Raw genomic sequence first — 25,098 nt, 5'->3', positions numbered from 1 at the left:
GATTATTTGTCTTTGTGACAGGTTTTACATAATCCAGGTCCATATTTGCGCAAGTCATAAGGATAGGCTGAACCATGAGGGTTGTGGCAGGTAGCACAGGTTATTACGCCCCTAAAAAGTGGAAGTTCGTCATTGGCCATAAAGGGCCTCAAGGCCACATTTACCGGGTGACTCACCGTAAACATACTTCTTTTATGGCAAGAATAACAGGCATCAATTGATGACCACGAAAGGGGATTCATGTGCGGATGATCTGCTGGCTTAGAACTGCTTTTTTTGGCGATGTTTGATCTTGCAATGCCGCCAAGTTTCCAAGAAATTTTTCCGTCTGAGGCAATTTCTAGCACTAATTCGTCAAGATTTGAGCGAAAAAGCTTAACGGTAACATTTTGAGCCGGGGGATTGAGCTTTGAAAGATTGTTTTCAAATGCACCTTGGGCGGTGAAGGTGAAATTTTGAGGTGGAGTTTGGACTCCATTGAAATCTTCGGCTTCTACGACACAGTTATAAGTATTTCCTTCTTCCACGTGGGGAATAGAAATAACTTGGTAAGAATAGTAATTTTCTTCAGTACTTCCAGTGGCTCCATCACAGGAAACACTGACTTTACAGGGCGTGGTTGTTTGTACCAGGACTTTTGCTTCTATCCAGGGGCCTTTTTCTAGTCCTAAAAACCAGACCTTCACAATTTCAGGGGGGGTAATTTCTGAAAAAGAGGGAACCTCAAGGGTCGATAATATTTCTTGCTTCCAGGGATTTTGAGTGCGGAAGACCAAATCGAATTGTTCAACCTTGGGAGATAGCACAATGTAAGCCTTTCCACCTAATAGTGAGCCACTTTGGAACCACTTAATTCCTTTAATTACGTCTGTCTGAAAAGTATTTGCTGCTCCTCCGTGACAAGCCTCGCATTTCCCTTCAATAAAAGGCGCATGCCATTTACGGGCGTTAGGAGCAACTTTGGATGGAGGATGGCACTCTTGACAGGTTTTAGCAAAGATATTTTGCGCAAAGCATAAAGAGACAATGGCACATAAGATAATAATAAGAAATTTTTTTAAGCCGAGAAGTTTAAAATTGGACTTACTGGGCAACAGCAAGGCCAAAGGGACGGCACCCAAGCCTGATTTTTCCTTTGAGCCTTTCGGAGGAAAGGTCAATAACTGCGATGGATTTTTCTTTTCTAAGTCCCACATATAGCCAACCTCTTCTGTTACTTGACGCCAAATCATAAGGATATCGCCCAATGCTGATTTTTTTGGCAACGCTCATTTGGCCTGGGCTTGTTATGGATATCGAGCCCTCGTATTCGTTGCTAATATATACTCGGCCGTTTTGTGCAAAAACTTGAACAGCTCCTGAGCCACTAAAGAATTGGCCTTTGGGGGCGTAATTGCCAAGGGAAATGAGATGTACATATCCCGTGGCAGGATCTGCCACGTAAAGAATGTCTTCAAAGACATAAAGCCCCCGGGGAGACTGCCCTATCTTTATTTTTGACACAGGCAAAAGGCTTGGCTCAAAGACGTATATTGATTGGTCAGAGGGAGAAGAAACAAATATTTTTTTTCTTACGGGATCAAAAACCACTTCTGAAGGGCTGTATCCAACCCTTCTTGCAGATATGACATTACCTGTGTCTATATCTTCTACGAGTACGTAGTCTGAATCAGGGTCTGTTACAATGACATTATTACCCGGTAAAAGGGCTATGAATTGAGGCGAAATAACAAAAGGCAGTACGATAGAATCTACCAAGCGAAGGGTAGAAAGCTCTATGATATTTAGTCTTCTATTTTTTTGGGAGACAACAATTAGTCTATTATTCTTATCATCAGCGGCGAGATCTAACGGATATCCGCTAACTCTTATAGACGCGATTACTTGGTTCAGGTCTGTACGGATTACAAAAAGAGTGTCAGCGTCTTCACAGGTTACGTAAAGACTTTCTCGTCTAAAGGTTAAGCGTTGTGCTTTGACAAAAAAAGAGGGATAAAAGTTACCTTTCCGTAGGGAAGATTTAACATCCCATATAACAAAAATACAGATACTTTCATCGCCATTTAATTTAACATTTATGGGCAAATTTATAGATTTTTTTTCAACGGGGATTTCTTTCGTGTTAAGGAAAGCGCTTTTAAGATCTATGTTAATAGCTTCTATGTTTTTTAAATTATTTTCAGTATGTCCTAAAAAGGCCTGGTTGAAACTGCTTTTGGACGATATTTCCTTAGGAAAATCTTTTATCTCTAATTCTTTATTGGGTAGTTTTATTCTTATATCTTTGATTTGAAAGCTGATTTCTTGTTTTGTTGGGTTTTCTATGTTTAGAAATAAGTTGATTCTTGCGGCGCTAGCCTGTGTTGCCAGAAGAAATGTTATTAATAGAGCTATTAAAAACATATTCGTCCACTCTCCTCAGTATCTGGAGCCCATGTATCTTTCATCCCATGCTGGTGACACTTAATACAAGCTATAGGCCTGTTGTGCTGACCGTGACACCAGCCACAGCGTCCCTGATCCCCGTGTTTTTTAGGGTATGGAGCGTCTTCGTCATAATGGTGTACATATTCCCAGACATTTTCTTGTGTTGCGCGGCCAAGGGCCTTGTCGTCTTTATGGCAGGCCATGCAAAAATAGCCTAAAGAGTTGTCATCTATATTAAACGAAGGAATAATTTTTCCATTTACTACAGTGCGCAAGAGAAATGGCCTTGGTGAGCCATGAGGTTCATGACAATCAGTACATGAAGTAACAAAGTCTATGTTTATCCCTAGCAGAGTGTTTTCATATGGTTCCCGAAGGTTAACTTTTACTGTTGCAGAATTTTTGCCATGCTTGTCTGGCAAGGGATCAGTGTTAACGGTATCTCCCCCTATAGTGTACCAGTCTATTTTTCTTAAAGTTCTTCCTAGTTCGCTGCTGTAAATTACATTTGAGCTATTATGACAAGCAGTGCAAAACGTGGCATAATCGGGCAATTTTGTGCCTTTGTAATCTGAAGTGCCTCCAGGCTCATAAGTATTTTGACTCCCGTAATACAAAGGTGCCTGATAATGATTGGGATAAAAATCATTCATTGTTTCTCCGGGACCATCTCCCCAAAGGGTTTCGTGATTTTCTTGGCTGTTGCCAATGTTTTTAACTATAGGTAAAGAAACAGCGGTGTAAGCTGCTGGATTGGTTTGATTTATGCGTATTAATTTTGCCAAATGCGGGTTATGGCAAGCCACGCAGGGGTTAGATTTTTCTTTAAAAAATGGCCAGTTTTGTGTTAAAGCAAAGTCATAAATATCTTTTAGATTATGATAAGAAGCTGAAAGATTAGATTTTTTGAGATTAAATACTTCCAAAATAGAGCTTACATTGCTGGTGCTATCACCTCCAAACGTTTTGCTATAGTCATAATTAGTTATTCCCCCTTGTTGCAGGGAAGAAGGACCGTGGCATAAAAAGCAAATATTGTCATTGTCTGAGTCGTTATATGGGGCAGTCTCAGCTATGGTATTAAAATTTTCGGCAAAAAGAGCAAAAGGAAATGGTCCGGCAAGAGAGTCTCCCAGAGAGCCGTGTTGTAGATGACAATGTCCGCAATTACCTCGTGCATATTCCGAAAGGGATGACCTTTTTACCCCATAGGTGGCACTACCGTGGGCTGAGTCGGTATAACTTCCAGCAAAACAAAGACCAGCATGTAAAGACAGAAGGGCTATAAAAAGCCCTATTAATCCCATCGTATTAATCTTTATTAGTATGACACGCATTGCAGCCGTTTTTGGTCGTTGTTTGAGGCCAACCATAATAATCCCACCTTAATATGGCGTTATAGGGTGATCCGTGAGCTCTGTGGCATGATATGCAGGTAACTATGGCATCTTGCCCTTGAAAAAGGATATTGGTTTTAGGCGCAGAAACATCTTCACTTCCCAAGGGAGCAATTACAGAATACGGGTTTATTCCCGTTGATCTCGGAGCAGCGTAGTTTCCCGGATAAGCCCTGTATTCTGATCCAGAAGCAGTGTTTGACATGTCGTAATCAGTAGGATGACGTAACCAGGGAGACCCCCATCCTGTACTTTGTCCGCTTATTCCATCTCCGCTATGGAAAAAACCATGGCATTCAGCACAAAGATAACTGATAGTAGTGGTATTCACTTGGGCCTCAGAGCTTCTGTCTGTGCCCTTATATTGGTTATGATGTGAGGCGTCAGGTTGATATTCCCAGTCACTGTCTTCATAGCCCAAAATCCCTTTGAGGAACCGATAGCTGGTTCCTACTGTTTGGCCGTCTATAGTGGAGTCGTCAGCATGGTGTGCTCCAAGCAGAGCTTCAAAGTCGCCTTCTTTGTTTCTGTCTCCGTGGCATCCAGTTGTGCCAGCACAGGTCAATTGTGAGGTTAAACCAGGGCCTCCAGGGGGTGTGTTTCCGAAGCGGGAATCAGGGGGAAACGGCACAACGTTATGCCCTTTTTTTTCCTCCCCTATAGAAACCCAGTAAAAACTTCCACCTGCCAGGGTGTTTCCTTCAGTGCCTGTTTCTCCATAATTGGGAGGGGAAGTAGAAGTCACGTAAGGGGTAAAGTTTGTTCCATCGTTGTTTCCAGTGTGACATCCAATACAGTCGTTTATGACTAAAGCTTTATAGGGGCCATGTTTTCCCCACTCTTCAAGAACGCCTCCGTTTTGAGAATAGTGCATAGTATGACAGCTAGAACAAGGGATTCCCGCAGGGATTTTAGCAAAAGAGCCTTTTTGCAAAGGCCAAATAAGAAGCAATGTTAGCATTAAAACAAAGCCAATCTTTTTAGCGTTGCCACACATCGATCCGTCCATTCCCTTCGTCTACTAAAAATAAGTAGTTTTCGTATATAACTAAGTTGCTGGGATATAAGTCTTGTCCAGGTCTGAATCCTTCCTGTAAAAAGCTATACTTAAAGTTGCCCTTTTTATCGAAGACAAAAACTTTTTTCAAATCTCTATCTAAGACATATATATTCCCCGCGCTATCTATATCAAAAGAGACAGGAACTACCATCTGTTTCTTGAGGGTTAGTGAATGAAAGGAGCCGTCATTTAAATTAAAGGCGTAAAGTTTAGAAGACATATTTTCTAGCCCCCAAAGCCAGTTACCTTTAATTTTAATATCATAAATTCCGTTAAAGGTCTTCAATTTTTTTGAGGGAAAAATTTTTTGAATTTCTAAATATTGGTTGAGCAGAAACACCCTGCCAGATGCGCGATCTAAGACAACTACGTTTTTCCCCCAGGTAGCTATCCTATCAACTAGAATAGGTCGACGGCCCCAGGTCAGGTTATTTCTTTTAAATATGCGGTCTTTTAGGTTTATTAAGGTAAGAGAATTAAGAGGGCGTTCTACAACCCATAAAATGTTCTCGTCTTTGATCATAAAAATAGGCCCTTTGAGTTTTCCTGCAGCATTAAATGCTTTTAAAGGTTTTCCAGCGAAATCGTAAGAAACTAAGCGATTATTTGCTACGTCAGTAACGTATATGCGCTTTACTTTAGGATCTATAAAAATGCTAAACGGATGGTGTAAAGGCGTACCATCTGGGGCTTTTGCTAAAGAAAAGGCATATTTAAATCTAGCTGCCTGTGCTTTATTGCAGATGCTGCTAAGTATTAAACTTAAAATAAGCAATATTAAGAGAGACCTTTGCAGGCAGCCTTTTTCAAGATTTATTTCAGGATCCGTTTCTTTTTTACGCTTCGAAAAATAGGAACGGATCCCGTGTGGCTGTGCTTGCAACTTGGATCTCGATAGTTTTGCAAAAGTCTCTAATAGTTTTTGTGGCATTCTAAGCATAAAGCCGCCTCTCCGCTCATTTTGAGCTGATATTTGTAGTTAGTTCCCATAGGTTCGTGGCAGGTGATACAAGTCATTGGCTGTTTATTCCTAGGATCCAAAACCTTTTCTCCAACTGGATGGGAGAATTTCCCTTGGGTCTCATGACATCTGCTGCATACTTTGTTGCCATCTGCTCTCAGCATTGCAGGATGGTTAGAACCATGGGCTTTGTGACATTCCAGGCAGAATTTCCTTTTAGGATGAAAGTACAACATTTCTCTCTTTTGCTTGTAAACTGTTGTATGGCACGAAGAACACAAGTGTTCAGGGCTAGCTACTAAAAGATCTTTAGTTTCTGCTACATGTGGATTGTGACAAACTAAGCAAGTATTTTGCGTGTATCCACCGAGAAGATGGTTGTGAGTGTATTGAAACGTTTTGAGGTTGTCTTTGTGGCATTGTAAGCAAAGTTCTTCGTCCTTGGGAGCATTTTGAGCGTGACAGGCTTTGCAGTTCTTTGCTGCAAAAGGCTTGTGTTTTATCGGTCTTAATAGGGCTTTATTATTGCTGCCATGAGGATTGTGACACAAGAGACATTCGCCTTTAGGTGTTTTCCCATTGTGTGCTTTTAGTAATTTATTGTCTTTCTTGTGACAAGAAAAGCAGGTTTGGTTGGGATTCTTTTTTAAAAGTCGAGGGTCATTGCTATAGTGTGGGTTGTGGCATTTGAGACAGTTTCCATCTTTGTATGGTTTATGCACAAATTGATATTTTTTAGTTAATATTTTTTTGTGACATGTTTTACAGGTGGCTTGTACGGAGCTATTAAGTAAAAAGTTGTATTTAGATGAATGGGGATTATGACAACGTATGCAATGATTTTTGAGTGCTGGATCATGGGCAAATTTTGAGTTAAGAATTTTAGATTCTAGCTTTTTATGACAAGTTGTACAGGTTTCCTGCTCTGGTACCAATAATAATTTTTTATATTTTGATGCGTGGGGACGATGGCACTTGTCACATCTTTTATTTTTGACAGGCTGGTGAATAGACTTTCCTTTTAAAAACTGTTCTTTTTTATGGCACTTGAAGCAGACGTCGTTAGTAGGATATTCACTGGCCCAGCTATTACTGGAAAAGACAATGGATAGTAATATAAACAATGTAAGATAGATTTTTTTCATCTGGCAGCCTCCGTATGGCAAGGAGCGCAATCACCTTTTGCAAAGGGCGCATGTTCTACGGGCCACAGCATCCTCTTATCTGGGCCTCCGTGAGGATCGTGACAGGTTGTGCAGTCGTTAGGTCTGGGATTTATATTATTGTGAGCTTCAAGCAATTTTTTATCTATGGCGTGACATTTCGAACAAATTTTTGAAACAGGTCTATTTAAAAGAGCTAAATTATTTGAAGCATGTGCACTATGGCATTTGATGCAACTATCTTTTTCTTTTACTGGCTTGTGAGCGATTCCCATTTGCCAGTCTTCTGATATTTCATTGTGGCAGGAAAGGCAGCCGTCTATTAGATCAGTTTTTAATAAATATTGTTTTTTGCTTCCATGCGGATCGTGACACTGTGAACAATTCCCTTTTTGAGTGGGAGGGTGAACAATTTTTGCATGTTGCACTTGCTGTTCTATTTTTGTGTGACATTCAAAGCATGTAATATCTTCTGCTTGGTTTAGGTGGAAAGGATATTCTGAAGAGTGTGCATTATGGCACTTTAAGCATTCTTTCTCCTTAAAAGGTTTATGCTGTTGTGTTTCTGCGTATTGTTTAATTAGGTTTTTATGGCACTTTAAACAAAGTTGTTTTTGGTCTGTTTTTAAGAATAATTTATTGTTTGCACTATGAGGATTATGGCATCCAGAGCAATTCCCTCTCGCAAAGGCTGTATGCACGCTAAAATAATCTTCTTCTAGGGCTGTTTTTTGATGGCATTGAAAGCAAAGCGCTTTTTGGGGTCTGGTTAGCAATCTTTCATATTTTGATTTGTGGGGCTTGTGGCAATTAAGGCATTCTTTTTTCTTAAGTGGTTCATGAATCAAAGTGCCTTTTAGTTGGTTTTTGTGACAGTCCAAACACGTCTGGTTACCTTCTTTCTTTAGCAAAGATTTTATGTTTGATACGTGTGCTTTATGACACTTGAGACATTCGCCTTTTTCAGCTGGTTGGTGAAGCGAGACTTTTTCTTGGGATTTTTTTTCAACAACATTTTGATGGCAAGACAGGCATATCTGGTTTTTGTCTTGTTTGAGAAGCTGATCGTATTTGCAGGCATGTGGTTGATGGCACTTAAGACATTCGTCTTTTTGGTAGGGTTGGTGTATGAAATTTCCTTTTTCTGTTTTATGACATCTCTTACAGATTTCATTTTGGTTGGGTAGCGTGCCGGCTATTTGGTTGGCCTTTATCGTGTGGCATTCTTTGCAATTTCCCTTGGTGACCGGAAGATGGACTGTTTTTCTCAGCAATTTTGGTTTGTAAGACCCGTGAGGATTATGGCAATCTGCACAGTCTTTTTTAATGTCATACCCAAAATGGGCCTTAGCTATTTCCTTTTCTTTGTGACAAGAGAAGCAGGTTTGGGAGGTGGGTTCTTTGAGTAATCCCTTTGTATCTCCTGCGTGGGGATCATGACATTTTAAACAGCCTTCTTTAAGGGCAGGGTGTTTGAAAGGATATTTGGTAATGTCTTGGTGACACGAAAGACACAAGTCAGAGGCATCTTTTTTGAGCAAGAATTTATGAGGGGCAGAATGGGGATCGTGGCATTCATAGCATTTCCCCTCTTTTACGGGTTGGTGTAGGAATTTTTTCTGAAAGCGTGGAAGGTCTTTAGCATGACAATTGAAGCATATCCCGGGTGGGGAGCCCTTTAGAAAAATGCCGCCCACCACGCCGTGGGGACGGTGGCAACCATAGCAATTTTTATCTTTTACAGGTTGGTGTACAAATGGCCATTTATAGACTGTTTTTTCATATTCTGGGTGGCAATCGATACAAGTTTTTCTTTTTTGTGGAGCTGGACGCTGGGGAGCACAACTTGCAATAATAAACAGAAAAACAACACAAACGGCAACTATACTAGAACTTTTTATGTCTTTTTGCATTTTCCGCCTCCAGCTCCTTGTGCACTTCTTCCCAGGCCTTTTGATTGATCTCTATATGAGCGTTCGCTCTGAGCTTTTTGATATAATCTTCTTTTAATTTTTGGAATTTCTGTTGGTAGAGCATTTTTTCGATAGACTCTTTAACCATGTTGTACGGATGGGGCTCTTCAGGATAGTGCCTTAGCAGATAGACAATACAGTACCAGGTCTCATCGCCCCTTTTAAATTTTATTATCGGCGAAAAAGTTCCAGGCTTTAAACGAACAACGACTTCTTTCATCTCCGGCACAAGACGTGACAGCGGATATTTTTCGGGACGGACTCCGTGAAATTGGATTTCTTTCCCTACTTCGAAGAAGTCTTCACCGGATTTTAGTCGCTGGTAGGCTTTTTTAATAAGGGCCGGATCAGTGGTTTTGATAACGGCAATTTGTACCATTTCGGGGCGGGTAAAATCTTTGATATGTTCCTCGTAATACTTTTTAATTTCATCTTCGGTAATTTTTATTTGAGGTTTGATAATTTTTTCTTCTAAAGTATTGATTAATAGCTGCTTTTTATAAAATTCGTAAAGATCCTTAAGGGGTTCTTTTGTTTCATAATGTCTATTAAGGGCTTCTAAAGAAGTTAAAGTTTGAGCGATATAAGTATTAATCATGTATCTTTTAAGTCTTTCTAGTTCCTCTTTGTTAATTTTTTTATTTGGAAAACGCAGGGAAATCTCTTTTTGTAGTTTTTGGTAGAATTGCCCCGCGGTAAGTTTTTCTCCTTGAATTTCTAAAACAATCTGTTTTGCAAGTTCTTTGGGGAGTTCTTTGTTGCCTATTTGGTCAATTATGCTCCAGTATACTTTGACTTGATATTTTCTTTTTAGTCTTTCTAATAAATCGTTGGTTAGTTTTTCTTCTTCTTTTTTTCGTAACTTGTGACTAATGCTTTTTGTCAGAGCTTCAAAATCTTCTTTTTCAGGACCTTTTTTATCCTGCACCAAAACCAAGAAATAATTGTTATGGAAATTAACTAATAAAATATCTCCAGGTTTAGCGTTAATTACAGATTGTCTAATTTCTTTGGGAATTGTTATCGGACGCTCCCAGCCAAAATCTTTGGCTTTTCCTTCTTTTTTTAATTTTTCAAATAATTTTTCAAAATCTTCTTTTGATTTTATTTCTTTTTGCCATTTTTTTGCTTCTTTTTCGTTATTTGTCACAAGGGATATGATTTTTAGCCTAGGAACGTAGTCTTTTAGATATTCTTTCCATATTTTGTTTTGCGATATTTCTATTTTGCTATCAACTTCTTCGTTTTTCAGAAGCAACAGACTTCTAACAGATAGAAAAACACGCATCTTGTGCTTGTAATATGGGTCTTCATTGAGGGCTAGGGCTTCTCCTTCGCGAGAAAGTAAAATCCAGTTTATGAAAGGGTCGGGAGTATCCGGGATTTTCATCCCAGGTTCTTTCCAAAAATTCCACCATTTTAGGAAATCTTCCTTGGTATATTTTTGGTTGTCTATTTTTACTAAATAATTGTCCCAAAAAAAAGTTAAACCGTCAGCTGGTCTAAGCAGAACTAAAAAAAATAGTGATAACAAGATAATTGAAAGTTTTTTCACTACCAGCAACCTCCAAGATGTTCTTCATTCCAAGTGTATAAAATATCATCAGCCATGTTTTTTGCTAGTTTCGTCATGGTAAAAGGTCTTCCAAAGTGTAAAACTTTTCGATAATCTTCTCCTGTTTTAGAATAATAGGTAGTCCATAGCAATTTACCACTAGATGTGTCGATAGCATATATTAAAACTGATAGTTTTAGTTCTTTTCTGTTTGATTCTAAAATTTCTCCAATGATTAATGCGTCTGCTCCAGTTCTTTTGCGAATGGCATTTATTAAACTTCTAGATATTTCTTTGTTCCCGGTATAACGTTCAAGAATTAGAATCCTTCTTATTTGGCCTTCGGGAATGATTTCAAAGTGAGCTTCTTCAATCAAGGTGTCTAAAAAGATGCGATAAAAAAGATTTGATATCGTAGGGTCATCGGTTTGGTTTTTGAAGGGCAATACGGCTATTTTGCATGGTTTTTTTCTATGTTAGTAGAAACTTCAATTTTTGGGTTTTTGGTTGTTGAGCACGATATGCAAGCGAATACAATAAAAACAGCAATTAAAAATGATTTTAAGGCTTCCATGGCTAAAAGTCAGACGTCCAAGAATTAGTGAATGTTTTTTCTTTTTCTTGGGGAGTAGTAGCTGCTCGCAGTATCAAGGGTTTTAGGGGTATATTTTTTAAGATGGTTTTATTCCCTAAAATGTCTCTTATTTCTAAGGTGTATAAAAGGTTTTCATCGTTTGGTAAGGAGACTTCGTCTTTTTCTTTAGTGCTTTCATATTCGGATATGAGATTCCCGTCGCTGTCCCACAGTTCGAGACGCCATGATGTCAAGGGGAGCAGGTGTTTATTTACTTTGATTATAAGCTTAACTTTCTTGTCACTAAGTTTTTCTGCCAAAATTTTGGCTGCTGGTGCACTCTTTACAAAGAGTAACTTTGTTTCTTGCTCGTAGGAATTTCCAGCCTGGTCCCATACTTTAACCTTTGCAATATATTGGCCGTTAGCCAGGTATTTTCCGGCAATGTTTGTTCCCCGCCAGATGAGGCGCGAGGGAATCCTGCCTGGGCGCTCTACTTTGAAGACAGGTGTTCTGGTTTTAGGGTCCAAAACATAAAAAGCCCACCGGGCAATAGGCTCTGATTGTTCAAAGATGGGCACAAGGAGAATGTGACGGTTAAAGGCGATGCTATCTTTTATCTTTTCTCCTCGAATAATTTTTAAGCTAAATTTTGGCGGGGTATTATCAACTATCAGCGATGTCAAAAACATTTCTTGATGCAAAGAATACTTGTCCCACTTAACCACCAGCTTTATTGGATAACGACCTTCTTTTTCAGGTGCTATCCATTTTGCAATATAAAGTCCTTCTTTTTGTGTTTGTGGCCTTGCAGGAATTTCTTTTCCGTTTATCTGGAACAAAATTTCCGAGGGAGAAGGCCCCGCGGTGTTCAAACGGATGGCACACTCAACCTCAGTGTGGCTTTGTACCCTTTTAGGCTTGAGGAACACGTCGGTTATTTCTATTACCGGGGGATGAATTGCTTTTTGTTGAATTTCTGGAGGAATATTTGCCACTAAGGTGTTAATAGTCTTCATTTCTAATGATTGAAACGTAGGTTTGTCTAGGCCCAGGATGGAGATTTCTTCCTTGGCCGAAAAGACTGCTGAGCGACTCCAGATGAGCTTGTAGTCTTTAACTTTTAATAATTGGACAATTAAGCCAATACAGGGAGGTTCTGACTTATTAAGTTCTGTAACTGTTCCCAACATTATAAGGTCAACATTAAATTGTTTGGCAATTTTTAGCGCTGTGACCTGATCAACCCACCCCATCCAGCGATAGCGATTTTTGGCCAAAAAGGGAACAAGGGCATCGGGATAGACAACGGTAAGCCCTTGTTTTTCCAGGGCTTGGGCAATTTTGCGAGGGATTTCCAGGTTTACACCGTTTAAATCCTTTGAGATGTCTTCAAAAGGCATAACTGCAATTTGAGAAAAAACCCGTGCAGGTAAAGCGATCCATATACCCAGGAATAAAATCAGAAGCAGTTTTTTAAGAAACTTGCCCGAGATCCGCGACACAACATTCCCCCGCTTCAGTGTCTAAATCCATTTTATCATCAAATTTTCTTAAAAGGCAAATAATAAAATTTTAAAAGACTTTGCAAAACACTTTTTGAGATCTGTTCCTATTTTTAGTACCGAAAATAGGAACGGATCTTCTATGGCTCTGATTACAACACTTAAATCGGCAATTTGGCAAAGGTCATTTTGTTAGATATTCAAGGTGTCAAGCAACCTTTGTACGAGTTCAAAGCTCAGTTCAGTAAGATCTTTGCCTTTGGTGCCAAAGATTCGGCCCCAGGTGCTGTAGCCACTGGCAGTTCCACTTGCTTGCCATACGATTTCTCCTGTGGAGCCGTCAATGAGCGTGAGAGAAAGTCCTACTACCGGGTAAGAATAAGTTCCGGTGCGTTCGATGTCATAGGCATCAACAGAACCCGTTAGAACCGCTTGAACTCCTAGCTTACGGGCGATTCTTCTAAGGGTGGCTTTGTTATAAGCCCCTTCTTCGCCTACAATTTCTTCCATCAAAACCATATCTACTAGCGATTTATCAACAACATCAAAAATACCCTTTGCCAAAATTTCCGTGATCACGATGTTGCGCAACCTTTCCGCGGCATACTTGTTTTGAGAGTTGTTTTGAAACTTAAGTACCGCGATCTTTTTTATATAGGAGACATCAACACCTGGTCTGAGATAGGATTTTTGCACCAGCGGCGCACCACAAGAAGTTACTAGGAAGATAAGACAAATCAGTAATAAGCACCGTATATTTTTGAACATTTAGCCCTCCTTATTTAAAAATTTGCGGTCAAATTTATCATCCAGGACCATTGACCTTCCGGGGTTTGGTTATTCCAGGAGACATTGCTCTTTAGTGAAAAATGTCTTCCTATCTTCCAGGAGAAAAATCCCGAGATGTTGTCATAGCTCTCTCCGTTTATCCTTCCGCTGTATTGTACGTTTAGCTGGGTGTTTGCGCTGGGAGAGAGCCAAATCGAATAAGTTGAATCAAGGGTTGTTTCATCTGTATTTTTTTTGATGTTTTCCGTTATATGGACAGAGCAAACTTCTGATAAAGTCCAACTCAGGTCAACCAACAAAGAGTGGGTCGTGTCTGAGCCCCCTAAAGAACTGTCGGTGTAGTCGAGCTGGTAAGTTGTGCTTAAAACAACCTGAGGTTTTATCCTGGCCACTACGTATAAGCGCTGGGAATAACCTTTGGTAGAAACTGAACTTATATAATTGTAATTGTCGGATAAAGTTATGTCTAAGCGCAAATTTAAATCCGGAAAAATTTCTGCGGCGCTGTTAAAGTTAATGGTATCACTTCTGCTGTTTTTCTCGCCCCCTTCTTTTGTTATCGAATGGGTAAAGCCAAGGCTGGTGCTTAGGGTGGGAAGGATTTGTGAATAGTTAGAAAAAGAAAAGTTTTTTACTTTGATAGTGGGTTCTTTTTCTCTTTCCTGGGTGCTCACTGAAACAGCGGTCCTGGGTTGCAGGTATTTGTTATAAAACCAGGATAAAGACAAATTATGTATATTGTCTTTTGAATCTCTTCCAGGGGTCGGCTCTGAACGGTTGTTTGAGAAATAATAGTTGAGATTTAGGTTTTCGATGAGTTGATATCCCAGCGAAATGTCTGTCCGATAGCTTTTTACCGAGCTTTCATAGGTGGGGGCAGACAAAATTTTGTACAGCCGGAATTCAGGCTGATTAAGGGTTAAAGGGTCTGTTGCCGAGGTGTTGCGGGGAACCAGCTTGATGTAGCGTGCGGTGGAAAAGGTTGTCGGAAAATCATAGGGAAGCGAGACATCCTGATATAACAGATGCCAGTTGGTTTCATCGTAGCTCCAGTATATATCCCACTTTATGTCTGGGGGGATTTCCTTAAAATCGACAGAGTCATAATAAAATTCTATCCGGTCAAGAGATTCTGTGCCTAGGTCAATTACGATTCCCTTATCTGGAGTGTCTCCTGGCTGCCAATCTTTTACGTCGTTGATATAGACATTAAGATTATCTCCATCGCTAGGTGTGTAGTCTTCCCACGTTACTTCTATATTAGGGAGAAGATAACGGGCCTCTCCGCCTATAAGGGTTCCTTCCCATTTGGTATCGGTATAATTAAATTGCTGGCTTAAGTTGTAGGATAATTTTTTCCACACGCCGCTATATTGGCCCCTTAAAAGGTGAGAGAAGTTTTTGCTTTGGGAACGATTGATATAATCGTCGGCTTTGCTGCCGCGGTAATCGTAATTTAGCTGTAAGTGTTGCCACTGTTTGGCAAGATTTAATCCCCAGTAGTTGGTTTTGGTGTTGGTCCTTTCTTTATTCCAGTCAAATTCTTTTGATGAGCCGTAATAAACGCGGGTATTTACGATTTCTTTGTAATAAGAAGACAAATCTATATTCCAGGAACGGGAAGTGAAATCAGGCCCCTGGGAGTTTCTTCTTTCGGAGTCCGTGGCGCTTAAGTTGAGATTGAAAAAATCATTTCGCAAACTCAAAAAAGCCGTTGGCGAAAAATTTTCCCTGGTGGTGATATCTTGGTCCTGACGCGAATAACGGAGGGTGCTCCCTACCGAAATCGTATTGGTAAGAAAAGAAGAAAAGGTCAGGGAGTAGATTTGCGAAGTTACCCCTGGCGAGTCGGAGACTTTGCTATAACGCCAGTCTCCCATCAAATTGAAAGAACTGGCGTTTTGCGCCCAAAAGATAAAGCTTATGATTAAAAAAAATAAAGACTTTGTTCTCATTAGCCTTTCTTCATAAAGGTTGTTTGCTCATTTCTCAAACCGCAAAAAAACGAGAAATTCTTTACAAGGTGCCAAAATATTAACCAATTAATCAAAAACATTTAATTTAGATTAAAAACTTCCAAAATTCCTAGTTGAATTTAACAAAATTATCATAGAAATTTAAACATATAGTTCAAAGGGGTTTTGTTTGTGAAATTTTTGTGGGAGGTGAGGCCCTCAGGCTGACATAATAAGAATTTATGATTATATTAATCAATGAAAATACCTGATAAGGAGGTTTGAGTTATGAAGTGCAAATGTTTTTTGGTTTGGTTGGTTTTGTCTTTATTTGTATTTTTCCCTTTAAGTGTTTTGGCCAGGGTGCAGGGGCCATGTTCTGACTGTCATACCATGCACAACTCTCAAGACGGGGCGGCAGTGGTAGAGGGAGGTCCATACCGCGCGCTCACAAAGGGCGACTGTATTGGTTGTCACACGGGAACGAACGCTGCCGGTGGTAATATCCCTTATGTTGTGGACAACTCAGAGCCTAACTATGGAACTTTCGGTACAGAGGGGAACACCCTTGCAGGTGGTAACTTCTATTGGGTAAAAACCGATGATACCACCGGGCACAACGTAGTAGGTATCGCAAATGAAGACAGCAAGATTGGTCTGACTCCTCCTGGTTGGAATTCCAGCTTTAATGCTAACGGGCAAGTTGCAGGTGGTGAGGCCACCTGGAGCAAGCAGCTCACCTGTGCGGGAGTCTATGGCTGTCACGGTGGCCACCAGTATGAAGATGACTTTGCTGATATTCGTGGGGCCCACCATGCTGATGATAGCACCATTGATGGCACTACCGTGGGGACCAGCTTCAGGTTCTTAAAAGGGATCAAAGGTATTGAAGACAGTGACTGGGAATTTAAGCCTACTGCTACCGAACACAACCAGTACTATGCTGTAAATCGCAGCGATGTTACTACTGCTTCTGACACTGCTACCATTAACTATCTTTGCGCTGAGTGTCACGGAGATTTCCATTCTGGAAACGAAGTTAGCAACTCAGGCACTGGTTCTCCTTGGCTCCGTCACCCCTCTGACTTTGCCTTGAGCAGTGCTTCTGGTGAAGGATACACGGATTATCCTGGTCCTTTTGGACAAACTGGTACCTACTGGCCAGGTGCTCCTCTAGGTAGCGATCTTAACGGTGGTGTTTTAAGCACTGTAACTTTTAGTGGGACTGATGACATAGTCCTTTGTATCTCCTGCCACCGGGCGCACGGTTCTCCTTATGCAGACCTCTTGCGCTGGGATTATAGCAACTGCCAGGCTTCAAGTGGTTCGGCTAACAACTGCGGCTGCTATGCTTGCCACACCAACAAGTATTAAACCTATACCAGAGGGGGCCTTGGCCCCCTCTCTTAGTTGGAGGGGGGTATGAGAAAGCTAATTGTCTTGGGTCTTATGATGATTTTGCTTGGAGCCTCTCAGGCTCTGGCTCGTGTCTCTGGGGTTTGTTCTAATTGTCATACTATGCATAACTCACAAAACGGCGCTCCTGTTACAGAGGGGGTAAACCCAGGGCTTACCAAATACGACTGTGTGGGGTGTCATTCATCTTCTGAATCTTCTACCACATATCAACTGGGAGACAGTACGGTTCCGGTAGTCCTTTATACCGGTGGTAGCGCTCCTTCTCAGTACCTTGCAGGTGGTAATTTTTATTGGGTTAAGGAAGGCCTTGGTAACACAGACGGCAAAATAGGCGATCCCAAAGGGCATAACGTCTTCCTGAATGAAGACGATGATTTTCTTACCAAAGCCCCAGGTGGCCAAATTACCTGTGGAACTACTTCTTGTCATGCTAGGCTTAGCCGGCCTGCAGAGGGGGTTTCAGATCCTTTTATTCCGGATCTTGAGGGGCGTTATGGCTGTCGGGGTTGCCATTTGCGTCCTAAACACCATGCGCTCGACCATCCCAACGGAAATTACGATAACGTAGTTGGTGAAAGTGGCGGCTGGTATCGTTTCCTTTCTGGCCACATGGGAGGTCAGGGTAGAGGAGTGGAAGGGATCGAGGATAATGACTGGCAGGCCACGGTTAGCTCTTCTGATCACAACGAATACTTAGGAGTAACAGGGGCTTATACCGGAGTTGGTGGTTTTGGTATGGGAGTTAATGCGATGACAGCTTATTGTACCGGATGTCACGGGTTTTTCCATCAGCAAAGCGATAATCCTGACGGCGGCTCTCCCTGGTTGCGCCATCCTTCAGATGCAGTCCTGCCATCTAGTGGCGAGTATGCTGCTTATACTACCTACAATCCTCTGGCTCCGGTAGCGCGTCCCAGTCTTTCAAATACGGGGCCGAGTGCTACGGTTACTCCTGGAGAGGATATGGTAATGTGTCTTTCCTGTCATCGTCCCCATGGAAGCCCTTATGATGATATTTTGAGGTGGGACTACTCTAAGTGTACGGTAGATAACTCTAGTGACTGTGGTTGTTTTGTCTGTCATACTAAGAAAGGGACTTTTCAGTAAGAAGCTATGCTGAGAAATCATAAGAGGCTCAGGGCGATAATATTCGTCGTTCTGGGCCTCATTTTATGTTTTATTCCTTTTGTCAGGGCGCAAGAAAGGCAGGTTGCCCAGCAGCCCTCTGAAGAAAAATTAAAAGAAGTTTTACAGGGAAGGGCTGAGCGTGCTGAAATCAAAGTTATTGAAATTATCACTTCAGATGACCAGGGACAGAAGTTTTCTTTTCCAGCCTATCTCGCCTACGATCCCGAAATGGATGAACTTTATGTGATAGATACAGGGCGAGCACGAGTCATCGTATATAGCCCTGATCTTTTTCCTATTTTTTCTATGGGGAAAGGCAGAGGTCTTGTTTCTCCTTCTGGTTTGGCTATCGACCACAAAGGGAATTTATATGTTTGCGAAGCAGGGCGCCCGCCAGAATCAAAACCTCATATTGCTGTTTTTAATGGTGCGGCCATAAAGACAAGAGAGATTTACTTTTCTGGATTTAAAGGTGCTGAGGAGTTTATTCCTCGTTCAATAGCCATCGGTAAAAATGGCAATCTTTATGTAGCAGGTCTTAATTATCCGGGGGCCATAGTATTATCACCAGAAGGTAAGTATCTGCGAACAATTTCTCCTAAAGATTCCTTTATTCCCAATGAAAAGCCAAGAAGTGCCCTTATAATTGATGTCTATGTGGATTCGTCAGGAAGACTTTATTTGCTTAGCGAAGAGATGGGAAGATTTTATGTCTATGATGAAAATGGCAACTTTTTGTTTAAAGGTGGCCAAAAAGGGGGCGGCCCGGGTAAGCTTAGTCGTCCCCGCGGTATTTGCGCGGATCCTAATCAGGGTTTGATATACGTGGTTGATTATTTGCGCCACAGTGGTCTAGCCTATGACTATGACACGGGTAAGCTCATGTTTGAGTTTGGTGGGAGGGGATGGACACCGGGATGGTTTAATTACCCTTCCGATATTATAGTGGACAAGTTTGGAAGGATTTATATTGCTGATTTATTTAACCACAGGGTACAGGTTGTTGAATTGTGGCAGGAAAAAGAAGGTCTTCCTTTTGGTAAGATTCCTTCCTTTTTGCCTCAAAAATAGCGTAAAAAAAGGAGTGCTTAAATGAAAAAAATTGTCTTTTTCTTGTTTAGTTTTGTTTTTGTGGCCCATTGTTTTGCTTTCCCTCCTGGTGCTTTTAAACCTGACGGGGCTTCAGGATGGTGTATTCAAAAGGTCAAGGCCCTTCCCAAAGAACCTTTGAGCCCAAAGGAGAAGGCGTGGTTACTAAAGATGAGAGAAGAAGAAAAACTGGCACATGATGTTTACTTTACCATTTTACAGCGCTGGCCACTTAGGGCCTTTGAGAACATTACCAATAGTGAGCAAAAACATATGGATATGGTCAAGGCCCTTTTAGATAAATATGGGTTAAAGGATCCAGTAAAAGGCCTTGGTATGGGTTACTTCAAGAGTAAAGAATTCTCTGAGCTCTACTCTGAAATGGTTAAACGTGGGATGAAAAACTTTGGCGAGGCGATCAAAGTTGGGGCAGAGATTGAAGAGCTAGATATTCACGATTTACAACAAGCTTTAAAAGAAGTGGATAACCAAGACGTTAAGCTTGTTTTTCAAAACCTGATGAAGGCTTCACGTAACCACCTAAGGATATTTTCAAACTGGTTGAAGAAAATAGGCGAAAATTATCAACCGAAATATATATCAAAAGAAGAATACCAAAAGATAATATCCACCCCTATAGAGCGTGGACCTGTAGATATCAACGGAAAGCCTATTAAGCGAATTAATTAAACTGGGCCTCTATAAATAGAGATCTATTCTGTCTTGTATTTGTGGAAGTATTTGTAGTCTTACGGATTCATTTTCATTTTTGTTCCGAAAAATGGGAATGAATCCCTTGTGGTTATGTGTGCAAGCTTATAACAGCTATTTTGCAATTATATACTTAATAGATTAAGTGCCATTTAGGTGTCTCAATAACTTATTATTTTTGGTATTTCTAGCATTTTAGTATTCAATTTCTTTTAGCAAGCAAAAGTTTTTTTGTAGTTTTGTGTTTTTTGGCAAAAAAAAAAGAGAAAACAGAAAATAGGTTTTTCTATCCTCCCTTCTTTATGTGTAAAGGCCAAATTTTTCCCCATTAACTAGTTTTGTTTATTCAAACAATTAGTTTAGTTAAATATTTGGCTTTTAAAGGTTTTCGAACAAACTCATAAATGAAATTAGTAACAAAAAGATAAGGCTTCATGATTATATATTAAAAAAGGAGTGAAATGATGAGGTGTGTCTTGAGAAGAGATTTGCTTTGGTTGTGGGGCCTGATGTGTTTTTGGATCTTGTTTTCGGCTATTTCAGTTAGTGCCAGAACTCCTGCTGATGAAGAAGACTGTCTCATTTGCCACCGTTATCCAGGGCTTGCTCGTATAGAGCAAAAAACTGGTAAATTTAGATTGTTCTATGTTAATCCCCAGTTGTATGATCAATCTGTTCATGGCCAAATTTTGTGTCGTTATTGCCACATTGGTCTGGACGTCATCCCGCACAACAACGTTAAGAAAGTGAATTGTGCTACAAAATGTCACTTGAAAGAGCCTTCTACAGGGAAGGAATTTTCCCACGCTAACATTTATGAAAGGTTAATTCACAGCGTGCATAGCCCAGGCATTCCTCCAAAACTCAAGAAATATCCTGAAGATTATCCTCGCTGTGCTGATTGCCACGTAAACCAGATTTATAAACCAATTGCAGATCTAGAATCAATGAAGCCAGGTATTAATAAAGATGCCCTAAGGCGCTGCATGGGGTGTCATGAAGATAAGAAATGGACAAAACGGTTTTATCAGCACTTTGCCCACAGGCTGCATCGGGCCCGAGCACCTAAAGAGTTAGTTGACTTATGTATGGCATGTCACTCAGATGTTCAAAAGATGGCTCGTCATGGGCTTGAGCCTGTATCTGGTTATAAAGATAGCTTTCACTGGAAGGCTGTTCTTTACGGAGATCCAAACGCTCCTGATTGCTTAAGCTGTCACGCGCCTCCGGGCTTTGGTTTGGATGTGCATAGCATGGTACCTATTAATGATCCAAGATCGCCTTTATATCCCAAAAATCGTCCTATTACCTGTGCCAATCCTTATGGTTTGCAAAGATGTCACCCTGGAGCTACTTACAAGTTTGCTCAGGGAAAGATTCATAAGCTCCCTGTTACCCTTAGGGGTGAAGTAGGTCTTGTCCCTGAAGTAAAAACAAAGGCCTTAAAAGAAGGCGTTAAAGAAGAGGAACTTACCGAACAAGAACGGTTCCAGCGGAAAGTATATTATTTAGTTAAAGTTATCTATACTATGTTGATTACCTGTGTTGTGGGTGGAATGGCTCTTCATCAGATGATGGATTTTTATAGAACAGTAAAAGAACGTAAACATCACTAGAAAGTGAGGTAGAGTTATGCAGAACAATCAAAACAACAAAGACGACGTACTTAATCAATATGTAGTAAGGCTAAACATACATGAGAGGTTGCAGCACTTATTAACGGTAATTACGTTCTTTATTCTGGTTGTTACCGGATTTTTGCTTAAGTTGCCTGAGGACTGGATTGAGAAGATAGCAAAATATGTAGGTCCGAATTTCTATACTTATCGGACTCAGATTCATCACTGGGCTGGTGCGTTAATGATTCTTACCTGTTTTTACCATATTTTTTATTGTATTTTTCATAAAGACGGCCGCCAATTTATTAAGGATATGATCCCTCGTTGGAAAGATGCTGTCGATATTGCCCAGAATATAGCTTATTTTTTGGGCAAACGTCCTGAACCTCCCAAGTTTGATCGCTTTGACTATAAAGAAAAGATGGAATATTTAGCACTTGTTGCTGGTACTATAATTGTTTCTGTTACAGGTATTATTCTTTGGTTTAACACCCATTTCAGCTCTTTTGCGGTTGATTTGTCCGACCTCATCCACGTGATGGAAGCGACATTGGCAACAATGGCTATTATTGTCTGGCATTTTTATGCGGTTCACTGGAAACCTGGAAAGTATCCCATGAGCTGGATCTGGATTGATGGTAAGATGCACATAGCTGAGGTACTTCATGAACATCCTCTTTGGTATGAGAGATTGGTTAAGGAAGGAAAAGTTAAGCCACTTACCGAAGAGCAAATTGAAGCTCTTAAGCACATGCACCATATCCCCGAGCCCTCTCTGTTTAAGAGAGTATGTAATTTCTTTTTTAAGTTGTTGGCTATCCCTTCAATTATATTTTTCATCGGTGTTCTGTTGTTTCTTGCAAAGCTTCTTTATTTCCCAACACCTGCTGCAACTCAAATCAGTAAAGAGCAGGTTTTGATAGAACAGGCTAAAAAAGAAGAAAGTGAAGTTCGTAAATGGATGGGTCATTTTCATAATATAGATAATACTATTTACCTTAAAGTTAATAATCCTCCTGTATGTATGACTTGTCATGGTATTTATCCGCACTCCAAGTCTCCAGAAGTAAGAGCGCTTTTAAACATGCATACTTATTTCTTTGCCTGTGAAGTATGTCATGTAAGAAGAAATGAAGTTAAGGGCAGAATAGATTATGTGTGGTTTGATAATAAGACTAGCGAGCCCATTCAGCATATTAAGATGACGACAGATAATGGTGTTTATGGGGCAATGTTAGTTCCGGTCCTTACTACCCCTGATGGTAAGAAAGTCAGACTTGATCAAATTAACAAGGATTTCGTCCAGCAGTACTTAAAGGTCAAAGATAAGCTTTCTCCGGAAGAGCAAGCTCGCGCCAAGGCCTTGTTGCACCGTCATCTTACCAGGAAGCCGGTTAATTGCGATGAGTGCCACCGTAAGGATGGCTATCTCAATTTCGTTGCTATTGGCTATCCACCAAAACGTGCTGCTAGCTTGTATCGTACAGAAGTTGCACGAATGATAGATAGGTATATGAAGTTCTATCTACCTACGATGTTTGATCCAGAATTGATGAAGCAGCAGAGGTTGCGCAGATTGCAGCAGCAAGGGAAGTAGGTGAACGGCATGAGCTGCCACACCATTAATAAGTTAAGAATTGCTAAGTTAATGGTGTGGCAGCTTCTTTTTGTTCTTATATTGGTTTTCAATTTTCATATTAGTTTTGCTAGAGCAACTAAAAACTCAGTTTCCGAACAAAACTCTGAAACGCTTCCTATTTATCGCTACCGGCTTCTTTTCGAGATAAAAGGCCCTCTAAAATTGCCTAGTGATGTAGCGCTCGGGCCACAGGGCTGGATTTATGTGTTAGACGGGACTAACAATGTTGTTAGAGTTTACAATCCTCTAGGTAAGCCTCTATTTACGCTTGGTGGAGATAAGTTATTGCATTGGCCCCTAGGATTAGCAGTGTCGGACAAGGGCGAAGTATTAGTTGCGGACTCAAGGAATCATCGTTTAGCGCTTTTCCCTCCTGGAGTAAATAAGCCGCACTATATTCCTGTACCTGCTCCTAAAGATGGGGTGCCTTCAGATCCTACCGATGTCGTTTTTGGTTTAATGCCGGGCGTATATATCACGGTTGATAATGACAATCATCGCGTACTTGCACTTGATTTTGATGGAAATGTTATCTGGGCTACGGGAGAGATGGGAAGGGGGATCGAGCAGTTTCGCTATCCTTTTTTGATGGACGAAGATCAAGATGGCTACATTTATGTCGTTGAGGTTATTAATACCAGGGTTCAGGTTTTAGATCAGAAAGGCAAGTTTGTACGCTTTATTGGTGAATGGGGTATAGATCCAGGCCAGTTTTACCGGCCGAAGGGTGTAGCTGTTGATGAAGAGGGAAAAGTTTTTGTTTCGGATAGTTACGTAGGGGTAATTCAGATTTTCAAGAAGGATGGCAAATTTTTAGGGGCTGTAGGTGGTCCTGACGGAAAACTTTGGCGTTTTCATACGCCCGTAGGCCTGGCTACGAGGGACGGTTTTTTGTTTGTAGTAGAGATGATAAAAAATAGAGTTTTAGTCCTTCAAGCGTTGGACAAGTAATGCTAAAAAAAATTTGTCTTACTATTGCTGTATTTCTTTTTTCTCTGTTGGTGATAACCCCTGAATTATGTGCACAGGCCCTTAAACCGAGTCCTGCCAGAGAATGTGCCATCTGCCATTTTCGGTGGATGCCACCTTTTTATTATGAACAAAGGGGAACCCCGCTTCATCCTCTTCAGATTGAAAAAGTGGCAGGGTCTGAGATGATGTGTTTTAGCTGCCACGACGGTTCAACAGATGACTCTCGCGTGAAGGTTTGGCTTCGCGATAGGCACAAAGTGAATGTAAAGCCATCTAATAAAGTAAGGATTCCCAAAATTTTTCCGCTGGTAGATGGCAAAATAGTTTGTACTACTTGTCATTCTGCTCATGGAGTGCCTACTGACAAAAGTATCGAAAGGGTAATTTTTTTGAGGATATCAAACAAAAATTCGATAATGTGTGAACTTTGTCACGTAAGGCAGACCAAGAAAGGCTGTAACCATCCTATTCATACGGGTAAAAGACCTATTCCTAAAAAGTTGATTGAAGCTGGAGCAGTACTAGCAGATGAAGACCCCCGCCATGTTATTTGCGAAAGTTGCCATACCGCCCACGGGGGTATCGAAAAGAATTTTATCCTAAGGGTTAGCAATTCGGATTTGTGTATTACTTGCCATAGTGAAAAGGGAATCGAGATTAGTCCCAAGCTTGCTAGAAGGCGAAATCATCCTTTAAATGTCAAGTTTGACGCTAAAATTCATCTTTACCATGGGCAAAAAGGCACAGTTCAGTGTGCTTCCTGTCATGTTGTGCATCAGCCAGATGCTAAAATGCCTCCCTATAAATTGTTAGCAGCACCAGTAAACAGATCTCAAGTTTGCCTAATTTGTCATGCAGATAAAGGTGAGAAGAGAAAAAATCATCCTATCAATATAGTTTTTAAGGAACGCAAGAAGTGTCCTAGATTCTTCTTTGGAGATAACGAAACGCTTCAATGTCTCACTTGTCATGGTATTCACATGAAAAAGTCTCATCCCAAGGCTTTGGTGATGGAAAGAGATCCCCTTTGTAAGACGTGTCATGCCAAAGCCTTTGCTGTAATAAAGACAGACCACGATTTAAGGGTAACAGCACCGGAGGAGAAGAACATACTGGGTCAGAGGGTGAAAGATGCTGGGGTGTGTAGTGCGTGTCATGTGCC

Annotated in this window: 20 protein-coding genes; 8 read left to right on the top strand and 12 right to left on the bottom strand. The window is 40.8% G+C overall.

The genetic code is table 11. From position 1 onward, the window contains the following. Positions 1-2 precede the first annotated feature (2 nt). From H528_RS0104575 to H528_RS0104520, 12 genes are all read right to left on the bottom strand, one after another. Positions 3-1,106, bottom strand: coding sequence for a cytochrome c3 family protein (locus tag H528_RS0104575; RefSeq protein WP_169352773.1), 1,104 nt, complete (start codon positions 1,104-1,106; stop codon positions 3-5). Next, positions 1,084-2,403: a YncE family protein gene (locus H528_RS14525; protein WP_022853164.1), complete on the bottom strand. Its 1,320-nt coding sequence runs from the start codon at positions 2,401-2,403 to the stop codon at positions 1,084-1,086. Before H528_RS14525 ends, H528_RS0104575 begins: the two co-directional genes overlap by 23 nt. Further along, positions 2,394-3,764: a cytochrome c3 family protein gene (locus H528_RS0104565; protein WP_169352772.1), complete on the bottom strand. Its 1,371-nt coding sequence runs from the start codon at positions 3,762-3,764 to the stop codon at positions 2,394-2,396. The genes H528_RS14525 and H528_RS0104565 overlap by 10 nt, the downstream gene beginning before the upstream one ends. Next, positions 3,739-4,821 carry a cytochrome c3 family protein gene (locus tag H528_RS0104560; RefSeq protein ID WP_022853162.1) on the bottom strand — a complete coding sequence of 361 codons (1,083 nt, stop codon included), beginning with the start codon at positions 4,819-4,821 and terminating at the stop codon, positions 3,739-3,741. Before H528_RS0104560 ends, H528_RS0104565 begins: the two co-directional genes overlap by 26 nt. Further along, positions 4,805-5,824 (bottom strand): NHL repeat-containing protein, encoded by a 1,020-nt coding sequence (locus H528_RS0104555; RefSeq protein ID WP_022853161.1) that lies wholly within the window; start codon positions 5,822-5,824, stop codon positions 4,805-4,807. Before H528_RS0104555 ends, H528_RS0104560 begins: the two co-directional genes overlap by 17 nt. Then, entirely contained in the window at positions 5,797-6,990 is a 1,194-nt protein-coding gene (locus H528_RS0104550; RefSeq protein WP_022853160.1) for a cytochrome c3 family protein, read from the bottom strand. Before H528_RS0104550 ends, H528_RS0104555 begins: the two co-directional genes overlap by 28 nt. After that, complete coding sequence (locus tag H528_RS0104545; protein ID WP_022853159.1) at positions 6,987-8,921, bottom strand: cytochrome c3 family protein; 1,935 nt, start codon at positions 8,919-8,921, stop codon at positions 6,987-6,989. Before H528_RS0104545 ends, H528_RS0104550 begins: the two co-directional genes overlap by 4 nt. Continuing rightward, on the bottom strand, positions 8,896-10,536 hold the full coding sequence (locus tag H528_RS0104540) for a peptidylprolyl isomerase (RefSeq protein WP_022853158.1): 1,641 nt from the start codon (positions 10,534-10,536) through the stop codon (positions 8,896-8,898). Before H528_RS0104540 ends, H528_RS0104545 begins: the two co-directional genes overlap by 26 nt. Further along, entirely contained in the window at positions 10,536-10,982 is a 447-nt protein-coding gene (locus H528_RS0104535) for a hypothetical protein (protein ID WP_022853157.1), read from the bottom strand. Before H528_RS0104535 ends, H528_RS0104540 begins: the two co-directional genes overlap by 1 nt. 130 nt (positions 10,983-11,112) lie before the next feature. Beyond that, positions 11,113-12,615: a hypothetical protein gene (locus tag H528_RS0104530; protein WP_022853156.1), complete on the bottom strand. Its 1,503-nt coding sequence runs from the start codon at positions 12,613-12,615 to the stop codon at positions 11,113-11,115. Positions 12,616-12,807: 192 nt separating this feature from the next. After that, a complete protein-coding gene (locus H528_RS13985; protein ID WP_022853155.1) occupies positions 12,808-13,383 on the bottom strand; it encodes a GNA1162 family protein in 576 nt (191 codons plus the stop codon). Between the two features lie 14 nt (positions 13,384-13,397). Further along, on the bottom strand, positions 13,398-15,284 hold the full coding sequence (locus tag H528_RS0104520) for a hypothetical protein (RefSeq protein ID WP_157608117.1): 1,887 nt from the start codon (positions 15,282-15,284) through the stop codon (positions 13,398-13,400). 363 nt (positions 15,285-15,647) lie between these two features. Between H528_RS0104520 and H528_RS0104515 the strand changes: the two genes are divergently transcribed. From H528_RS0104515 to H528_RS0104470, 8 genes are all read left to right on the top strand, one after another. After that, complete coding sequence (locus tag H528_RS0104515; protein WP_022853153.1) at positions 15,648-16,733, top strand: cytochrome c3 family protein; 1,086 nt, start codon at positions 15,648-15,650, stop codon at positions 16,731-16,733. A gap of 48 nt (positions 16,734-16,781) precedes the next feature. After that, complete coding sequence (locus H528_RS0104510; protein ID WP_022853152.1) at positions 16,782-17,885, top strand: cytochrome c3 family protein; 1,104 nt, start codon at positions 16,782-16,784, stop codon at positions 17,883-17,885. Between the two features lie 6 nt (positions 17,886-17,891). Beyond that, on the top strand, positions 17,892-18,977 hold the full coding sequence (locus H528_RS0104505; RefSeq protein WP_022853151.1) for an NHL repeat-containing protein: 1,086 nt from the start codon (positions 17,892-17,894) through the stop codon (positions 18,975-18,977). Between the two features lie 21 nt (positions 18,978-18,998). Continuing rightward, entirely contained in the window at positions 18,999-19,685 is a 687-nt protein-coding gene (locus H528_RS0104500) for a DUF2202 domain-containing protein (protein WP_022853150.1), read from the top strand. Positions 19,686-20,215: 530 nt separating this feature from the next. Next, positions 20,216-21,322 (top strand): multiheme c-type cytochrome, encoded by a 1,107-nt coding sequence (locus H528_RS0104485; protein WP_157608114.1) that lies wholly within the window; start codon positions 20,216-20,218, stop codon positions 21,320-21,322. 16 nt (positions 21,323-21,338) lie between these two features. Continuing rightward, positions 21,339-22,922 carry a formate dehydrogenase subunit gamma gene (locus tag H528_RS0104480; RefSeq protein ID WP_022853146.1) on the top strand — a complete coding sequence of 528 codons (1,584 nt, stop codon included), beginning with the start codon at positions 21,339-21,341 and terminating at the stop codon, positions 22,920-22,922. A gap of 9 nt (positions 22,923-22,931) precedes the next feature. Then, positions 22,932-23,915, top strand: coding sequence for an NHL repeat-containing protein (locus tag H528_RS0104475; protein WP_022853145.1), 984 nt, complete (start codon positions 22,932-22,934; stop codon positions 23,913-23,915). After that, positions 23,915-25,098, top strand: a 1,184-nt coding sequence (locus H528_RS0104470) for a cytochrome c3 family protein (protein ID WP_028845776.1), incomplete at its 3' end; no start/stop codon positions are given. The genes H528_RS0104475 and H528_RS0104470, both read left to right, overlap by 1 nt.

The sequence above is a fragment of the Thermodesulfatator atlanticus DSM 21156 genome (assembly GCF_000421585.1).
GTDB classification, from domain to species: Bacteria; Desulfobacterota; Thermodesulfobacteria; order Thermodesulfobacteriales; family Thermodesulfatatoraceae; genus Thermodesulfatator; species Thermodesulfatator atlanticus.
The sequence above is the reverse complement of the archived record's forward strand: the minus strand, read 5'-3'. Positions and strand labels throughout refer to the sequence as shown.

What these genes read in the sequence shown, in the direction of transcription:
- H528_RS14525 (WP_022853164.1), bottom strand. Translation starts at nt 2,403, where the DNA reads ATGTTTTTAATAGCTCTATTAATAACATTTCTTCTGGCAACACAGGCT.
- H528_RS0104565 (WP_169352772.1), bottom strand. Translation starts at nt 3,764, where the DNA reads ATGCGTGTCATACTAATAAAGATTAATACGATGGGATTAATAGGGCTT.
- H528_RS0104560 (WP_022853162.1), bottom strand. Translation starts at nt 4,821, where the DNA reads ATGTGTGGCAACGCTAAAAAGATTGGCTTTGTTTTAATGCTAACATTG.
- H528_RS0104555 (WP_022853161.1), bottom strand. Translation starts at nt 5,824, where the DNA reads ATGCTTAGAATGCCACAAAAACTATTAGAGACTTTTGCAAAACTATCG.
- H528_RS0104550 (WP_022853160.1), bottom strand. Translation starts at nt 6,990, where the DNA reads ATGAAAAAAATCTATCTTACATTGTTTATATTACTATCCATTGTCTTT.
- H528_RS0104545 (WP_022853159.1), bottom strand. Translation starts at nt 8,921, where the DNA reads ATGCAAAAAGACATAAAAAGTTCTAGTATAGTTGCCGTTTGTGTTGTT.
- H528_RS13985 (WP_022853155.1), bottom strand. Translation starts at nt 13,383, where the DNA reads ATGTTCAAAAATATACGGTGCTTATTACTGATTTGTCTTATCTTCCTA.
- H528_RS0104520 (WP_157608117.1), bottom strand. Translation starts at nt 15,284, where the DNA reads ATGGGAGACTGGCGTTATAGCAAAGTCTCCGACTCGCCAGGGGTAACT.
- H528_RS0104515 (WP_022853153.1), top strand. Translation starts at nt 15,648, where the DNA reads ATGAAGTGCAAATGTTTTTTGGTTTGGTTGGTTTTGTCTTTATTTGTA.
- H528_RS0104510 (WP_022853152.1), top strand. Translation starts at nt 16,782, where the DNA reads ATGAGAAAGCTAATTGTCTTGGGTCTTATGATGATTTTGCTTGGAGCC.
- H528_RS0104505 (WP_022853151.1), top strand. Translation starts at nt 17,892, where the DNA reads ATGCTGAGAAATCATAAGAGGCTCAGGGCGATAATATTCGTCGTTCTG.
- H528_RS0104500 (WP_022853150.1), top strand. Translation starts at nt 18,999, where the DNA reads ATGAAAAAAATTGTCTTTTTCTTGTTTAGTTTTGTTTTTGTGGCCCAT.
- H528_RS0104485 (WP_157608114.1), top strand. Translation starts at nt 20,216, where the DNA reads ATGTGTTTTTGGATCTTGTTTTCGGCTATTTCAGTTAGTGCCAGAACT.
- H528_RS0104480 (WP_022853146.1), top strand. Translation starts at nt 21,339, where the DNA reads ATGCAGAACAATCAAAACAACAAAGACGACGTACTTAATCAATATGTA.
- H528_RS0104475 (WP_022853145.1), top strand. Translation starts at nt 22,932, where the DNA reads ATGAGCTGCCACACCATTAATAAGTTAAGAATTGCTAAGTTAATGGTG.